The sequence below is a fragment of the Bombella pollinis genome, assembly GCF_026385485.1.
Classification (GTDB): domain Bacteria; phylum Pseudomonadota; class Alphaproteobacteria; order Acetobacterales; family Acetobacteraceae; genus Bombella; species Bombella pollinis.
This window is the reverse complement of record NZ_JANIDX010000009.1, coordinates 24,084-39,641: the sequence shown is the minus strand read 5'-3', so window position 1 is coordinate 39,641 and position 15,558 is coordinate 24,084. Positions and strand designations below refer to the sequence as shown.

Genomic DNA, 15,558 nt, shown 5'->3' with positions numbered 1-15,558 from the left:
ACGCATCCAACGGCAGTACACATAAAAGTTCTTTTGTAAAAAATCAATAAAAAAATTTTATTTCATGTATTCGTAGGTGATAATCATTATCATATATTGCTATTTGAAAAAGATTATCAGCTTCATCTTTGAAATTACATCATATCCCATATTTTTGGTTGGTTTTTAGGGGGGATAATAGGGATAATAAGCTATGCCTTTCAGAGTATTCATCCTTTAGCAAAAGGCTTTACGGGTTCTTGTTTGTTTGATAGAGATGGAACGATTAGAAACAAGATGGAGATACATCATGGACCTCCCCCATATTTTGCAGGCGCGTTACACGACAAAAGCCTATGACGCTACGCGGCGAATCCCTCAGGATAAAGTGACGCAGTTAATGGCGGCTCTGCGTTTCAGCCCGTCATCAGTGAATGCACAGCCGTGGCACTTTATTCTTGCTGATGATGAGGCCGGTAAGCAGCGTTTAGCTAAGGCAACCCCAGTGGAGAGCCCGGTGGCCTATAATAGGGAAAGAATTATAGATGCGTCCCACGTTGTCTTACTGTGTGCGAAGAATGAGCTAACAGATTCGTATCTGCACTCTGTGTTAGAGCAAGAAGAAAAAGATGGTCGCTATCAGGATGCTGCGGCGCGCGATGACCTTGCAGCAGCACGCGCGGGCTATGTGCAACAGCATAAAACAGCAGGTGATGTAGCCCATTGGAACCAAAAGCAGGTCTATATAGCGCAAGGGTTTTTGCTACTTTCGGCAGCTATGTTAGGGATTGATGCAACCCCTATTGAAGGCTTTGAGCCAGAAGCACTCTCTCATGAGTTTGGCTTAAAAGAGAAAGGCTTAACCCCACTTGTGATGGTCTCTCTGGGATATCATGCAGAACGCGATAATAATGCAAAGCGTCCTAAATCCCGCCTAGGGGAAGATGTTTTATTCTCTAAGGCCTAAGAGGCATAATTAATGGCTGGGGGAGAAACTCCCCTAGCTACAGGCCATATGACAATTTTTAGGGGGGATGCTGGCGGAGAGAGAGGGATTCGAACCCTCGGTACGCTATTAACGTACACACGCTTTCCAAGCGTGCGCCTTAAGCCGCTCGGCCACCTCTCCTGCGAGCGTGAGCCGGACAATAGCATCATTTATGGTGACTGCAAGCCCCTTTTTGAGAATTTTTTATAAATGCCTCAATTAAGGCTGCGGATTTTACGCCGGGCCGTTCTTCCACGCCAGAGGATACATCAACTGCTGGAGCTTTGCTGGTGGTGATAGCCTCAGCAACATTATGAGGGGTCAGCCCGCCTGCTAACAGCCATGGGGCAGGGGCGTGCCATGTCTTTGTAAGGCTCCAATCAAAGGTACGGCCTAGCCCGCCGGGGCGGGTATCCCCAGCCTGTGCGGGGGCTTCGATAATATAGCCATCCAGAGCGGATGAGTGGGGTAAATCCTCTTTATGGGTTACTCCACGGGCGAGCCAGACCTCTTTACCAGTGGCGTGTTTTATATGGAGGGCTGTCGCTTCATCGGTGTAAAGCTGCAAAATATCGAGGGGAACATTTTGCAAAAGAGAGAGAATGTCCTCGCATGAGGGTTTAACGAATAACCCCACGCGGTAAGGCCCACCTTGTGCAGGTGTGGGGATAGCGGCGTGTAATGTTGCGGCGTGATGAGGATCTATAAAGCGAGGTGAGGCTGGGTGAAATACCAGCCCCACCCAGCGGGCCCCTAACGTAGCGCAAGCTTGTATGTCCTCAACCCGCGTTAGGCCGCAGATTTTAACATCTATGCTCACTGTGAGGCTGCCTGTAGTTCATCCTGAATCGCCTGCGCTGCGGCAGCAGGATCGTCCGCGCGGGTGATGGGGCGACCAACAACAATCCAATCCGCCCCTGCTTCAGCGGCTTGGGTGGGAGACATAACGCGCTTTTGGTCATCAAGCGCACTGCCAGCAGGGCGGATGCCGGGGACAATGAGTTCCGGTTTATTGCCAAGGGCATCACGCAGAGCAACAAGCTCGTGTGCGGAGCAAACAAGCCCATCTGCTCCTGCTTGAATGGCCATTTTCCCAAGGCGCACAACTTCATCAAGCGGTGTATCGTTGATGCCCACTTCAGCAAGGCTTTGCTCATTCATGCTGGTGAGGACTGTAACAGCAAGTAGCTTGGGGCGGTCTGGCCCGCCCTCAAAGGATTCCTCTAACGCTGCGCGGGCACGAGCAATCATCTCAGGGCCGCCAAGGGCGTGGATGGTGGTTAAAAAAGGACGGAGAGGCGCAAGAGCCTTTAAGCCTGATGCAACAGTGTTAGGGATGTCGTGGAGCTTGAGGTCCAAAAACAATTTTTGGTGTTCGCCAAGGGCGCGTACAGCATCCAGACCACAAGCATAGGTGAACTCTAACCCCAATTTAATGGCATCCACCTTTCCTTCAAGCTGGGTGGCCCATTGGGTGGCTTCCTCATAGGAGGCGGTATCAAGAGCAGCGATAAGGCGTGTGCGTGTGCTGGACATAAGAGGTTCTTCTTATTGAGGAAGGGGGTGTTTGGTCTCGGCAGATGATGCAGATGAGGCAGCGGGTTTAAGCTGGTCAAGTCTTTGGTGCAGCTCAATAAGCTGTTTTTGTGCGCCGCGTAATTGGGATTCGGCTTTGCGAGCGCGCCGGCGTTGGCGAATATCTCCTGCAGCCCCTAAGAGGAGGCCAAGGATGAGCGATGGGACAGAGAGCAACGCGATGAGCTTGCCCATTTTGATGGAAAAGCCAAAAGAGGCGATCCAAACAGTGGTGGCGTCCAAATTGCTCATAGAGAAAATGGCTATAAAAGCCACAAAGAGGACAATAATTAAAAGCCGTATCATTAAGGTACTCCTATCCCGCTTCAGACAGGGCGACAAAGCAGGGCGCAAGGGCTGAACTGCGTTGAATGGTGAACATAACTTTAGAAGAAGTTATCCATTCTGTCATCCTAGGGGTGTAAATTGTCTGCATAATGCTTTTTGGGGAGGCTGGCGAGGCTACGTTCCCTAAGGGGTAGAATCTCTGCTATAGGTTCGGGGAGTATCTTGGAGCAAGATAAGGTGGCGGGGAGATTTATGGGTCAGGGTGAAGTTTTTGGTGAGGCACCAGCGAGTCTGAATCAGCAGGGGCCTTTATGGTCTGGGTTTGATGCTGCGTGGTATCGCCGCCGCTATGCGCATCAGCTTGCCCCAAAAGACGCTGCTTTAGATGATAAGGCACTGCATAATTATTGGGAGACGAACGAGGCGGCCAAACTTACGGCCCCTAATCGTTATTTTGATGAGGCGTGGTACCTAGAACATTACCCTGATGTGCGCCGAAGTGTGCAGGAGCAAGGCATTTTTCGGAATGGGTTTCAGCATTATGCGGAGGTAGGCAACCAAAGCTGTGCGGGACATTGGTTATTCTCGGCAGAATATTATCTTAAAGAGAATCATGATTATGGGTTCAGGGCCTTACGTAAGGCGGGATATGCAAATGCGTACGACCATTTTTTAGCGGTAGGGGATAAGCAATTCCGGTCTCCGCATGTATTTTTTGAGCCAGAAATACTGATTAAAAGTTGCCTTGCTAAGGATATTCCTTTTGACCCGTCCCAAGGGACATTCTCTCAGTATTTATCGCTTGATGATGTGGAGATGGGGACAGTCCGTACCTCGTGGTATTTTGACCCAGCATGGTATGTAGAGACTTACCCGCAGGTTAAAGCGTTAATAGAGCAGGGCCTTTTCATTAATCCGCTTCATCATTATTTATGCTGTGACGAGCCACAGAGTTTTAACCCTAACCCTTATTTTGATGAATCCTATTATTTGGAGCAGTATCCTGATATTCGTGAGGCTGTAGCCCAAGGAGCCTTCCGTAATGGGTATGCTCATTTCATGCGTAGTGGGATAAGGGAGCTGCGTAATCCCTCTGCTGAGGTGGATATGCGGGCCTTTGCCGCGGGGCTGGATATGCCGCGGGATCTTCACCAAGCTCATGTGGCAAATATATTCCAACTTTTAGTAAAGCAGCGAGACGAGCCAGAGACGCCGCCAGTTGCTAAATTATCTGCCACAGCAGCGCGGACTGTAGCGTTAAAGAAGGTAGAGGCGAGTTTACCTTCTTTATGCCGCCAGCCTTTGTCTTTTAGTGCAAATGCGACCCCTCCCTTAACGGTGTTGCTCATCTCTCAAGGGAATTATTTGTTAGATGTAGCAAGCCTTACCGCTCTGCATGCGCAGGGGGTACCGGGCTTACAAATTATCATTATCGGGAGTGCATCACGCCTAGCGCGTCAGCGGCTGGAATTGGCTATTGAGGGGATTGATTACTTTAACAGTGATGAGCATTTGCCGCTTTGGCAGCGTGTGCAGGATGTTCTGCCCTTTATCCGTGGAGCGCATATTTTGCTCATAGAGTCGGGGATGCAGCTCCTTCCTATGACGTTACCGGCTATGATGGAGGCTCTGAATACACCTCATAGTGGGGGTAGTGGTAAGATTTTGGCGGCCAATAATGTTGTGTTGGAAGCCGGAAGCACCGTTTGCCGTGATGGAGCTGTGACCGCACGCAGGCAAGGTGTGGAGGCTTTAGCACATTCTGTGAGCCTTCAGCGTGAGATAGAAGCAGTGCAAGGTGGGTTGCTCTTTTGTGGCTATGACGGTCTTGAGCGCGCTTTATCTTATGTTGGTAAGCCAGTGGAGGAGCCCTTCTTTACCTGTCTTTCTATGGCGTTGCGGGCTGTGGGGGAAAGGTTGGTATATTGGCCTATCATCCAAGCAAAGGCCCTGCATGTTACCGCTGAGACTTACGCACAAGACCGCATCACGAAAGAGGGGTTACGCCGGATATTCCCCACGTTCTTGCCCACACATTCTATCGTCCCGAGCGATGGAGATGGGGGGCTGAATCGTCAACCGCAGGTTATGATGATTTTTCAGCATCTCCCTAGGGCGGTAGAGGGTGGGCCTGCACGGCGTATCATGCAGCATATCCAGCTTTTCCGGCAAAAGGGCTGGCGGGTTATGGTCGTAGGGTTGGAGAGGGGAGAAGAAGACCGTCTTACCATCGCTTGTGATTATCCAGCGGATGTAGATTGTTGGTGCGGTGTGAAGGACATAGCAACTTTCATGCAGCAGCATCAGGCTAGGGTGAAGCTTTTTTGGCTGGTAGGAGCATCCTCTTTGGGGCGTGTGGGGCCTGTTTTGGCGTCTGGGACACTGCCCCTTCATGATAAGGCGATTATGCTGGATATTGTGGGGCAAAAAGGCACGGGCCTTAACGCCTTAGAGCAGCATATGCGCCGCCTTGTCGGTATGGTGGATGAGCCTCATACTTTGGTGCGAGAAGCCCAAAAAGAGCTGGAATATGCGTGGTTATGCCAAGGTATTCTTGCGGGTGATGATGTAGATGCCGCGCTGTTACATCGTCTGGGTTATGGTAATGTTGTGCAGCTCCCTTATGCTGTTGTACCGGAGCAAATGGAAACGGGGGCTGAGGTTTTTGCCCGGCGGAAGGGCGTTTTATTTCCCTTGCCTATCTATCAGGCCGGGGATGCTGGGCATGATGGATTTGATTGGTTCTGCCTTGCCATTATGCCGCATTTACAACGGCATTTTAAAGACCATTTCTCTATTGATGTGGGGGGGTATCATCACCCTTCTGTTGATATTGGGTTTTACGAGAGAATGGCCCCTCTGGATGGTTTTGCAGAGACGGAGCGGTTGGCTACTGTTCTTAAACAATGCCGTGTGGTTATGGATCCGGCGCGTGTTTTGGCGGCCACAGCCATTGAGATAGTGGAGGCTGCCGCCCAAGGTGTGCCCGCTATTATAAGCAGCGCGCAAATGGAGCGTTTGGGCTGGAAGGATGGCCAAGAAGCTCTTGATGGTGGGGTAAATGCTCCAGAACATTTTGCTCAGCAGATTATTCGCCTGTACGAGGAGCCAGAGCTATGGGAGAGCCTCCGTATAAAGGCCTATGAGTTTGTAAGCAAAGAGCATAGTGCCACAAAACAGCGGGAGATATTTGATCGAGTTTTAGAGCAGCTCTTTCAACAGCCGGTTGTGATAGACCCTGCCCCTGAGGTGCCCCCCTTTAAGCCAGAAAGAGTCTTCGCTCCCGCGCCATTGCGGATTCAGCTTAAAGTTCCGCCGGTGCCTGTGGTTGATGAGGCAGAGGAAGATGAAGGGGAAGACCAAGAGGCAGACGATGTCTCTCCCTTGCCGACCCATATCGGGGTAACATTATCAAATGATTATGAAAGCTCACGAGATGCACAATAAGATGAATGGCATAATGTCTGATGTTCTTCATTATGTTGATGAGCAGCAAGATGCTGCCCGCGAGCGGCTTTTTGATTTGCTACGCATCCCTAGTATTTCTACGCAAAAGGAGCATCGCGAGGATTGTCGCCGCGCTGCACAGTGGTTGGTTGAGGAGTTGCGCACTATAGGCTTTGCAGCAGAGACGCACGATGTCAAATGGGCTGAGCCGGGGCATCCGATGGTTGTTGGTCATGCCGATGAGAATGACGCTTATGCCAAGGCTGGGCAAACGCATGTTCTTTTCTATGGGCATTATGATGTTCAGCCAACGGACCCGGATCATCTATGGCATAGCAAGCCTTTTGAGCCGTGCATAAAGGAGGATGAAACAGGGCGGAAGGTTATCGTGGCACGCGGAGCAAGCGATGATAAAGGACAGGTGATGACCTTTATCGAGGCCTGTCGAGCGTGGAAGGCGGTGCATGGCCGCTTGCCTGTGGCGGTGAGTATCCTTTTGGAAGGGGAGGAAGAATCGGGCGGGGAGAATCTATTGCCTTTCCTCAAGGCGCATCAGGCTGATTTACGCGCTGATATCGCCCTTATTTGCGATACGGCGATGCCTAATCGTCATACCCCAGCCATTACAACCTCTTTACGCGGTACGGTGGCGGAGGAGATTTGTCTAACAGCGGCTAAGCAAGATTTACATTCTGGCATGTATGGCAATGCGGCGGCTAATCCTGCTTATTTGTTATGTCGCCTTATTAGTGGCTTGCGCGATGAAACAGGCCGCATCACCTTACCCGGTTTTTATGATGGTGTGGCCGTGCCAGATGAGCAAACGCGGGCACAATGGGCGCATTTATACCCTGATGATGCCGCTTTGTTAGGTGAGGTTGGCTTGTCTCACGCGGCAGGGGAGCAAGGCTTTAGCGCAATAGAACAAACATGGTGTCGCCCTAGCTTTGAGGTTAATGGCATTGGCGGTGGGTACCAAGATGATGGGTTTAAAACCGTTATCCCGGCTCAAGCCTCAGCAAAATTATCGTTTCGCCTTGTCCCGGGGCAGGACCCGTTGAAGATTCGGGAGGCATTTCGGGCTTATGTGCGTGATAACCTGCCAGAGGATGTGACTGTCACTTTTACATCACATGGGGCCTCTGCTGGTTTTGCGGTGGAAAAAGAAAGCCCATATCTTGCCGCAACACTCAAAGCCTTGAGCGAAGAATGGGGCGAGCCAGCCGTTACAACGGGTTGTGGTGGGTCTATCCCCGTTGCGGAGGAAGTCCGGCATGCTTTGGGGATGGATGCCTTGATGGTGGGGTTTGCTCAAGCGGATGATCATATTCATTCCCCTAATGAGCAATATGGTTTTGAGTCTTTTCATCATGGGATCCGCTCTTGGGTGCGCATTCTCGCAGCTTTAGCGGAGTGAGACGATATGAAGGCGGCACCACTCGCACTCACAATGGGTGATCCCGCTGGCATAGGGCCAGAATTAACAGGCCGTGTTTGGCAAGCATTGCGGGATACGGGATGTGTCTTTTTCTGGATTGGTGATCCGACTTTGTTGGGTGAGGCGATTGTATGGCAAGAGATCACTCATCCAGCAGAGGCGAGAGCTTGTTTTGCCCATGCCCTGCCCGTTCAGCGGGTATCGTGCCCGGAGGTTGTGCAGCCGGGTAAGCCTTCCGCGCAAAATGCCCCTGCGGTCATAGAGAGTATAAAACAGGCTGTGCATTATAGCTTGGCGGGTCAGGCTGGGGCTGTGGTGACTAACCCGATTGCTAAGCATATATTAGCGGCTGCGGGGTTTCCTCATCCGGGACATACGGAGTTTCTTGCCTCTTTATGTAAGGCTTCAGGACAAGAGGTGATGATGCTCGCCTGCCCAGAGCTGAAGGTCGCTTTGACGAGTATTCATGTTTCTCTCCAGCAGGCCATTAAGTGTTTATCGGCGGAGCGTATTGTTGAGGTCAGCAAAATCACGGCCAAGGCTCTAAAGCGTGATTTTGGGTTTACGAATCCTAGATTGGCTATTGCGGGTCTTAACCCTCATGCCGGGGAGCATGGCATGATGGGGGATGAGGAGGTGCGGATTATCCGCCCTGCTATTGAGGCTCTTACTAAAGAGGGTATTAATGTTATTGGCCCGATGCCCCCTGATACGATGTTTAGTGCCGCTGTGCGTAGCCATTATGATGCGGCGATTTGTTTATATCATGACCAAGGGCTTATCCCTGTAAAGACTCTTGATATGGCAGGGGGGGTGAATATCACGCTGGGCCTTCCCATTATTCGGACCTCACCTGACCACGGTACAGCCTTTGATATTGCCGTGGGGCGTGGGGAGAAAAGCCGTGCGGATTGTTCTAGTCTTTTATCAGCGATGAGAATGGCCCATGATATGGCGCATCAACGAGCAGTGACTGAGTCTCACTGCAAGTGAGCAAGAAAGGATAAGCCGATGATTCGTCTTGGTATTAATGTGGATCATGTTGCAACATTACGAAATGCGCGTGGTGAGGCTTATCCAGACCCTGTGCGTGCAGCAGAGCTTGCTTTACAGCATGGTGCTGATGGGATTACCGCGCATTTGAGGGAAGATCGCCGTCATATCCGAGATGAAGACGTAAAACAGCTGCGTGCTTTGCCCGCTCCACTTAATTTTGAGATGGCTGTTACCGATGAGATGGTCGCTATTGCATGTGACTTAAAGCCTCATGCCTGCTGCTTAGTGCCTGAGAGACGGGCGGAATTGACAACTGAAGGCGGCTTGGATGTGATCGGTCTGCGCGATCATCTTGCTCCGCATATCACGCGCCTGCTTCAGGCAGGTATTCGTGTTTCTTTATTCATCGACCCAGAGCCAGAGGCTATCCGTACTGCTGCGGCCTTGGGGGCCCCGGTGATTGAGCTGCATACGGGGGCCTATGCCGCAGGCAAAGCGGGAGAGCTGGAGCGATTGCATCAGGCTGCCCGCATTGCTGGGGAGGTAGGGTTGGAGCTCCATGCGGGGCATGGGCTGACCTATGAAAATGTTACGCCGATTACAAAATTGCCGCATCTTAAAGAGTTAAATATTGGGCATTTTCTAATCGGCGAGGCCATTTTTGTTGGGTTAGGGCCTTCGGTAAGGCGGATGAAGGATTTATTGTCGTAATAAATCCGTTTAGTCGCCGGGCTCATTAATAACGGGGAGGCCATTATCGCCCTGCTGGATGTTAATGAGCCCACGATTGCGGGGAACATCCGGTATTGTTCCATCCTTAGGAGCAGGCTGGATGAGAGGTGTGCCGGGCTTATGTTTATAGAAAGGTACATATTTACCCGATTGGTCTGAATAGGTGGCCTTGGGGCTTTGCTCTGGCGTTGGCGTAGAATGGAACGCAGAGATTGGCCCCATAGGCCAGATGCCCGGTGCATCCCGCATGGTCCCTTCTGGCTGACGCGCACAACCGCGTGTGAGCATGGAGCAAATACCATCTTGGCCGATATATTCATCATCATCACCCGTATAATGGACCTCTGAAACGCGGTCATGGTCTATGCGGATGAGCATACGGCAGCTAGCCCCAGCCCCACCAAAAATAGATTGATACGCACTAATGGCCGCACTGGCAGGAATCAAACCAGAATCCGGAAGTGAAGGAATGGAGCGGCTGATGTCATATTCCCACACAGCTGTTGTGTCGTTTAATGTCTTTGTCGAATTAGGGCCGCCCGCACAGGCTTGGAGGTCATAGGTCGTCATGCCGATCATCTCATATTGAGCGCGATGAGCTTCCCGCGCATCCCAATAGCCACAAGCTGTGAGAGTGACGGGCAAAAAGTAAGCAAGGCAACGGACAACCTTTGGGAGGGTCATTGTTTCTTCCATATGTGTAGAGTTACGAAATATGGGAGATGCTCTATCATGTTTTCCTTTCCATCGGGAAGATGGGTTTTCGTCTTCTTAGCAATGGGCTAGAGAGGGGAAAGATTCATTCCGTATTTGGAGCTTACTTTATGGCTGATATGTCCCACTCTGAAATCCTGCGCTTACAGGCGGCGTTACAACGTCTCTTGGGCTCTCCCAAGCTGACGGTGAATGTCCCCCCTCGTAAGGGTATGAGTGTGGAGATCGCTGTGGCAGGCGAGGTTGTAGGGACGGTATATCGTGATGAGGATGAGGGCGAAGTCTCTTATGCCGTCAACCTCACCGTGTTGGAGGAGGACCTCCCCGCTGCCTAAGGGGGAGGCACCGTCCTTATTTTATGGGCTTGTTTAGGTGAGTGGGGCGCAGCTTTCTTTCACCCACTCATGAAGCTCCCTCTCTAGGAGGGGCAATAATCTTTCCTGCACTGTGGCGTGATAACGGTCCAACCATTGCCGCTCATCTGGTGTGAGATGCGCCGTGTCGATGAGACGTTTATCAATGGGTGTGTGGGTGAGGGTTTCAAACTCCAAGAAGGGGCCTGATGGGCCGTTAAGTGTGCTTTCCTTCACTAAAAGGAGATTCTCAATCCGAATCCCATACGCACCGACCTCATAATAGCCGGGCTCGTTAGAGAGAATCATGCCCGGTACTAACCCGGTTGGCCTTAGTGCTACGGAGATAGATTGCGGCCCTTCATGGACGGAGAGATAACTCCCAATGCCGTGGCCTGTACCGTGGTCGAAATCCAGCCCCATATTCCATAAGGCAGAACGTGCTACACTATCGAGCCGATACCCCGGTAGGCCGTGCGGGAAGCGTTGGCGGCTTAGCGCGATATGCCCGCGCAACACAGCAGTAAAGGCCTTTTTAAGGGCGGCTGGTGGCTCATCAGGGCCAATCCATAGAGTGCGGGTGATGTCGGTGGTGCCGAAGGGATATTGCGCCCCACTATCGACAAGATAGACGCAATTCTCTGTGAGGATACTATCGTGCCCTACTTCCGCTCGGTAATGGGGATAAGCCCCATTCGGCCCCGCTGCGGAGATTGTCTCGAAACTAGGGCCTTTATAATCAGGTGATAAAGCCCGGAATGATTCTAACTTCGCAGCAAGTGCCGTTTCACGCTGGCCAACACCGTGTTTTTCTACCCAATGGAGGAAACGGGCAAGGGCAATACTATCAAGCTGATGCGCCCGGCGATTACCGTCTTGCTCTGTCTTGGTTTTTATCGCTTTGGGCAATGTGCAGAGGTCTGGCCCATCAGCAATTTCAGCCCCTGCTGCCTCTAGCGTCATACGGAACCAGAGTGGGGTTGTTGCTGGGTCTAGGCGGACAAGTTTGCCGGAAAGATGTTGTAAAGCCGTTGGTAAAGAAGATGGGGCTTTTGGTAAAATGCCGTCATCTTCTACAGCATCATGAAAGCGGCTTTGTTCAGCAAAAATCTCAACCTGCCCACTCGCATAAAGGATACCATAAGCATGGGCTATGGGGGTCATGGCAATATCATGGCCCCGGATATTGAGTAACCAAGCGAGAGACGGGCAATCGGCTATAATCATGGCCTCTTGGCCTGCCTTGCGTAATTGTTGGGCAAGCTCTGCTCGTTTCTCGCGGCTTGTTTTGCCGGTAAACTCTAATGGATGATGGATGATAGGGGTTGTTGGGGGGACGGGTTGGTCAGTCCAAGCGGCATCAATGGGATTGCCCTCTAGGGCGATGAGCTGAATATGGGGAGAGGACCATGCTGCAAGCTCCCGCTGGCTGACTAATGTTGGATCATAACCAATGCGTAAGCCCTGGGCATGTTCTTCTAACCATTGCCGGGGCGGGGTTTTGCCACTATGGCGCGTCTCCCAATGCTCGGGGAGGGTTTGGTCCTTCATCTGCACGGTATAGCGTCCATCCGAAAAGACACAGCCTTTATCGTTTAGTAAGATGGCCAGCCCTGCGCTACCGGTAAAACCCGTCAACCATGCGAGCCGCTCTGCATAGGGGGCAACATATTCCCCCAAATATTCATCCCCGCGCGTTATGATAAACCCTGCAATATCAAAATGCGGGAATTGTTGGCGCACGAGAGCGGGACGGTCTTTTAGTGGAAGAGACGACAAAGACATAGGGGCACCATGCAGATAGGAGAAAGGATTCGCTTAAAAAGGTTTGCGGAGGACGAGGGTGCTCCAAGCACCTTCTTTTAGATGATGTTCTAAAACCAGCCCTTGGCGTTGATGAGCGACAAGAACCATGCGCGCTTGCGTGGTGAGCAGCCCAGCAAGGATGGCCGTACCCCCTTTTTGTAAATGGTAGGCTAAATCCTTGGCCATACGGCATAGTGGGCGGGCGAGGATATTGGCAAAAACAAGGTCGTAAGGGGCTTTTTTGCGCACGCTCTCGGTTAGCCAGCCATTGCCGAAGCGGCACTCTAATAACGGCCCCAATTTATTTAACCGTGCATTAGAGGCCGCCACACGGACAGACCAAGGCTCAATATCCACCGCTAAAACGGGACGATGGAACAGCCGCGCAGCAGCCATTGCAAGAATCCCAGAGCCGCAGCCCATATCTAAAATATGTTGTGGTTTGCGGTACGCAATGCGTTCTAAAGCGCGCAGGCATCCACGCGTAGAGCCATGCTCGCCAGAGCCAAAAGCAATCCCGGCATCTAAGGTGATATTCAGCCGGTTGCGTGCCGCCTTATCTTTTAAATGTGTTCCACGAATACAAAAACGCCGCCCGACATATTGAGGAGGAAAGGCCTCTTGTGTGCGGGCTAACCATCCTTCTGCCTCCGTTTCCCGCCGGAGGAGCGGGGCCTCAACACCTGTCATAGCACGGACAAGGGCGAGGCCATTTTCTAATTCATCTTCATTCTTGCCGCGTTCTTTAACGGCCTCTAACCGCCAATAGCGTTGCTCATCATCTTCCTCAAACATCCCGACTGTATCGCACACCCCGAGGAGAACTTGCTCAAAAAGTGGAACATGTGCTTCCTCCACCACAATGGAGAGGGTCTCCAACATACGCGCATGGCGTGTGCCAATATGGGATGGGGCGATGGGGCTTTGTTTTGCCTTCATGATACGACCTTTACAAAACCGGCCATGATGCGTTTTAGGCCGACATCTTCAAAATTAACGGAGAGTCGCTCCCCTTCAACACCAATGACCACGCCTTCACCATAGCGGCTATGCTGCACAGTCGCCCCAAGGGGAATGGTAGGACGGTTGGAGAGGGCCTCTGGTCTATAACGACTAGAGGAGGGAGACCTGCTCATGTTGGCCTGAGCTTGGCGTGCAAAAAAGGAACCGGGACGCGGATTATGGCGCGCAGGGCTATGCCGTTTAATATGCTTATCGGGTAGTTCTTCAATAAACCGGCTAGGGATGGAATCTTGCCAATTTGCATAAATACGCCGGCTTGCAGCATGGAGGATAATTGCCCGCTCCCGCGCACGGGTAAGCCCAACATAAGCAAGGCGGCGTTCTTCCTCCAAAGCGCGATTGCCCCCTTCATCCAATGAGCGTTGAGAGGGGAAAATCCCTTCCTCCCAACCGGGAAGGAACACGGTAGGAAACTCCAATCCCTTAGCGGCATGGAGTGTCATAAGGCTTACTTTGTCGCGTTCTTCTTGGAGGGTATCGCTCTCCATAACGAGAGCAATATGCTCTAAGAAGGCCTCCATCGTGGGGAACTCCCCAATGGCGCGGAGAAGCTCACCTATATTATCCAAGCGTCCAGCGGCTTCTACTGTTTTGGGGTCATCACGCCACATCGTGAGGTAGCCGCTCTCTTCTAAGATAGTCTCGGTTGCGACTACATGCCCCTCTTTGGCAACAATCTTCCGTGCTTTCTCCAAAGCCGCGAGTAGCTCGGCTAATGTAGCGGCAGATTTCCCTTTGATGAGCTTATGCTCAATTTGTTGTTGGAGGGTCTGTTGGAGAGAGCGTCCCGCTTCGCGCGCAGTAAGGCGCAGGCGGGAGAGTGCCACATTACCAAAGCCACGTTTGGGAAGATTAACGATGCGCTCAAAAGCGAGGTCGTCTAACGGGTAAAGAACGGCCCGCATATAGGCAATTGCATCGCGGATTTCAGCCCGCTCATAAAAGCGAAGGCCCCCGATGATTTGATACGGAATCCCCATGCGCATGAGGGCTTCCTCAAAAGGACGCGTCTGGAAGCCAGCGCGCATCAAAATAGCCATATCTCCATAAGCCTGCCCCTCTTGATGGAGGGTCTGAATACGCATCCCCACAATACGGGCTTCATCATCGGAATCAGGCGTACTGATGACGTCTACTAACTCTCCCTCATCACTCTCTAAACCGGGGCGGAGGGTTTTGCCCAACCGGTCCTCATTATGGGCAATGATATGAGAGGCAGCACTAAGGATGCGCGGTGTAGAGCGGTAATTTTGCTCTAGCCGAATGATACGCGCACCGGGAAAATCGTTCTCAAACCGCAGAATATTAGCAATTTCTGCCCCGCGCCAAGAATAGATGGATTGGTCATCATCCCCCACGCAAGCGATGTTTGCAGGATCGCCGTCAGGATGTTTGGCTAATAAACGTAGCCATAGATATTGGATGGCGTTTGTATCTTGATACTCATCCACCAAAATATAGCGGAAACGATGGTGATATTGAGCAAGAACATCGGGATGCTGACGGAAGATGGTCACCATATGGAGCATTAAATCGCCGAAATCGCAGGCATTAAGCTCTTTTAGTCGGGCTTGATACGCTGCATAAATCGCACGCGCTTGCCCATTAGCGAGGTCCGTATCATGTGCGGCGGTAATCTCCTCCGGGAGGAGGGCTTTATCCTTCCATAACTGGATTTGGTGCATCAGCTGGGCAGGGGGCCAGCGTTTGAGGTCCAGCTTCCAAGGTTCCATCACTTGCTTGAGCAAGCGTAGTTGGTCATCAGCATCAAGAATGGTAAAGCTGCGCTCTAGCCCAACGCGGGGGGCGTGCTGGCGGAGCATACGCGCACAAAGGGAGTGGAACGTCCCTAACCAAAGCCCTTCGACCGGTTTATCCAAAATCACGCTAATGCGCTCGCGCATTTCTTTCGCGGCTTTATTGGTAAAGGTCACGGCCAGAATCTGTTCCGGCCAAGCGCGCTGTTGGAGCAGAATATGAGCAAAGCGCGTTGTTAACACACGGGTTTTGCCCGTTCCCGCACCGGCGAGAATCAGCAAGGGGCCTTCTGTTGTCTCTACAGCAAGGCGTTGCTCTGCGTTTAGCCCAACGAGATAATCAGGCTCGGAGGGCGAAAGACGGGGGGAAAAAAGATCATCAACCACAATTATCTGATATAATGCGATCATCCTCTAATAGCTAGGACATAACCGCAGATTGTGAGTAAAGTAGCACCTTCT

Annotated in this window: 13 protein-coding genes and 1 tRNA gene; 6 read left to right on the top strand and 8 right to left on the bottom strand. The window is 51.7% G+C overall.

Annotated elements, in window-relative coordinates; genetic code table 11:
- Positions 1 to 289 precede the first annotated feature (289 nt).
- Positions 290 to 946, top strand: coding sequence for an oxygen-insensitive NAD(P)H nitroreductase (nfsB, locus tag NQF89_RS08625; protein WP_266137981.1), 657 nt, complete (start codon positions 290 to 292; stop codon positions 944 to 946).
- A 71-nt stretch (positions 947 to 1,017) separates the two neighbouring features.
- Here the strand turns inward: nfsB and NQF89_RS08620 are convergent.
- The 4 genes from NQF89_RS08620 to NQF89_RS08605 all read right to left on the bottom strand — a co-directional run bounded on the left by NQF89_RS08620 (position 1,018) and on the right by NQF89_RS08605 (position 2,848).
- Positions 1,018 to 1,108: transfer RNA gene (locus NQF89_RS08620), tRNA-Ser, on the bottom strand.
- A 25-nt stretch (positions 1,109 to 1,133) separates the two neighbouring features.
- On the bottom strand, positions 1,134 to 1,787 hold the full coding sequence (locus NQF89_RS08615; protein WP_266137980.1) for a phosphoribosylanthranilate isomerase: 654 nt from the start codon (positions 1,785 to 1,787) through the stop codon (positions 1,134 to 1,136).
- A complete protein-coding gene (pyrF, locus tag NQF89_RS08610) occupies positions 1,784 to 2,503 on the bottom strand; it encodes an orotidine-5'-phosphate decarboxylase (protein ID WP_155573149.1) in 720 nt (239 codons plus the stop codon). Before pyrF ends, NQF89_RS08615 begins: the two co-directional genes overlap by 4 nt.
- A gap of 12 nt (positions 2,504 to 2,515) precedes the next feature.
- Complete coding sequence (locus tag NQF89_RS08605; RefSeq protein ID WP_266137979.1) at positions 2,516 to 2,848, bottom strand: LapA family protein; 333 nt, start codon at positions 2,846 to 2,848, stop codon at positions 2,516 to 2,518.
- 204 nt (positions 2,849 to 3,052) lie between these two features.
- Here NQF89_RS08605 and NQF89_RS08600 point away from each other — a divergent pair, with 204 nt between their 5' ends.
- Genes NQF89_RS08600 through NQF89_RS08585 form a run of 4 tightly spaced genes read left to right on the top strand, consistent with a single transcriptional unit; the run spans position 3,053 to position 9,422 of the window.
- Entirely contained in the window at positions 3,053 to 6,277 is a 3,225-nt protein-coding gene (locus tag NQF89_RS08600; RefSeq protein WP_266137978.1) for a glycosyltransferase family protein, read from the top strand.
- 13 nt (positions 6,278 to 6,290) lie between these two features.
- On the top strand, positions 6,291 to 7,694 hold the full coding sequence (locus tag NQF89_RS08595) for a M20/M25/M40 family metallo-hydrolase (protein WP_230873277.1): 1,404 nt from the start codon (positions 6,291 to 6,293) through the stop codon (positions 7,692 to 7,694).
- 6 nt (positions 7,695 to 7,700) lie between these two features.
- Positions 7,701 to 8,708 (top strand): 4-hydroxythreonine-4-phosphate dehydrogenase PdxA, encoded by a 1,008-nt coding sequence (gene pdxA / locus NQF89_RS08590; protein WP_155573152.1) that lies wholly within the window; start codon positions 7,701 to 7,703, stop codon positions 8,706 to 8,708.
- A gap of 18 nt (positions 8,709 to 8,726) precedes the next feature.
- The gene (locus tag NQF89_RS08585; RefSeq protein WP_155573153.1) at positions 8,727 to 9,422 is read left to right on the top strand and encodes a pyridoxine 5'-phosphate synthase; all 696 of its coding nucleotides are present in this window, start codon (positions 8,727 to 8,729) and stop codon (positions 9,420 to 9,422) included.
- A gap of 9 nt (positions 9,423 to 9,431) precedes the next feature.
- On the opposite strand, the gene NQF89_RS08580 is transcribed toward NQF89_RS08585, so the two are convergent.
- Positions 9,432 to 10,127 carry a hypothetical protein gene (locus NQF89_RS08580; protein ID WP_230873278.1) on the bottom strand — a complete coding sequence of 232 codons (696 nt, stop codon included), beginning with the start codon at positions 10,125 to 10,127 and terminating at the stop codon, positions 9,432 to 9,434.
- 140 nt (positions 10,128 to 10,267) lie between these two features.
- Here NQF89_RS08580 and NQF89_RS08575 point away from each other — a divergent pair, with 140 nt between their 5' ends.
- Positions 10,268 to 10,492, top strand: a complete 225-nt coding sequence (locus NQF89_RS08575) for a DUF3126 family protein (RefSeq protein WP_099027357.1) — start codon at positions 10,268 to 10,270, stop codon at positions 10,490 to 10,492.
- A 33-nt stretch (positions 10,493 to 10,525) separates the two neighbouring features.
- Here NQF89_RS08575 and NQF89_RS08570 read toward each other — a convergent pair whose 3' ends face one another.
- From NQF89_RS08570 to NQF89_RS08560, 3 genes are read right to left on the bottom strand one after another with little or no spacing between them, the layout of a single operon-like run.
- Positions 10,526 to 12,295 carry a M24 family metallopeptidase gene (locus tag NQF89_RS08570; RefSeq protein WP_266137977.1) on the bottom strand — a complete coding sequence of 590 codons (1,770 nt, stop codon included), beginning with the start codon at positions 12,293 to 12,295 and terminating at the stop codon, positions 10,526 to 10,528.
- A 33-nt stretch (positions 12,296 to 12,328) separates the two neighbouring features.
- On the bottom strand, positions 12,329 to 13,255 hold the full coding sequence (locus NQF89_RS08565; protein WP_099027355.1) for a 50S ribosomal protein L11 methyltransferase: 927 nt from the start codon (positions 13,253 to 13,255) through the stop codon (positions 12,329 to 12,331).
- A complete protein-coding gene (locus tag NQF89_RS08560) occupies positions 13,252 to 15,507 on the bottom strand; it encodes an ATP-dependent helicase (RefSeq protein ID WP_407652364.1) in 2,256 nt (751 codons plus the stop codon). The genes NQF89_RS08565 and NQF89_RS08560 overlap by 4 nt, the downstream gene beginning before the upstream one ends.
- Positions 15,508 to 15,558: the final 51 nt, after the last annotated feature.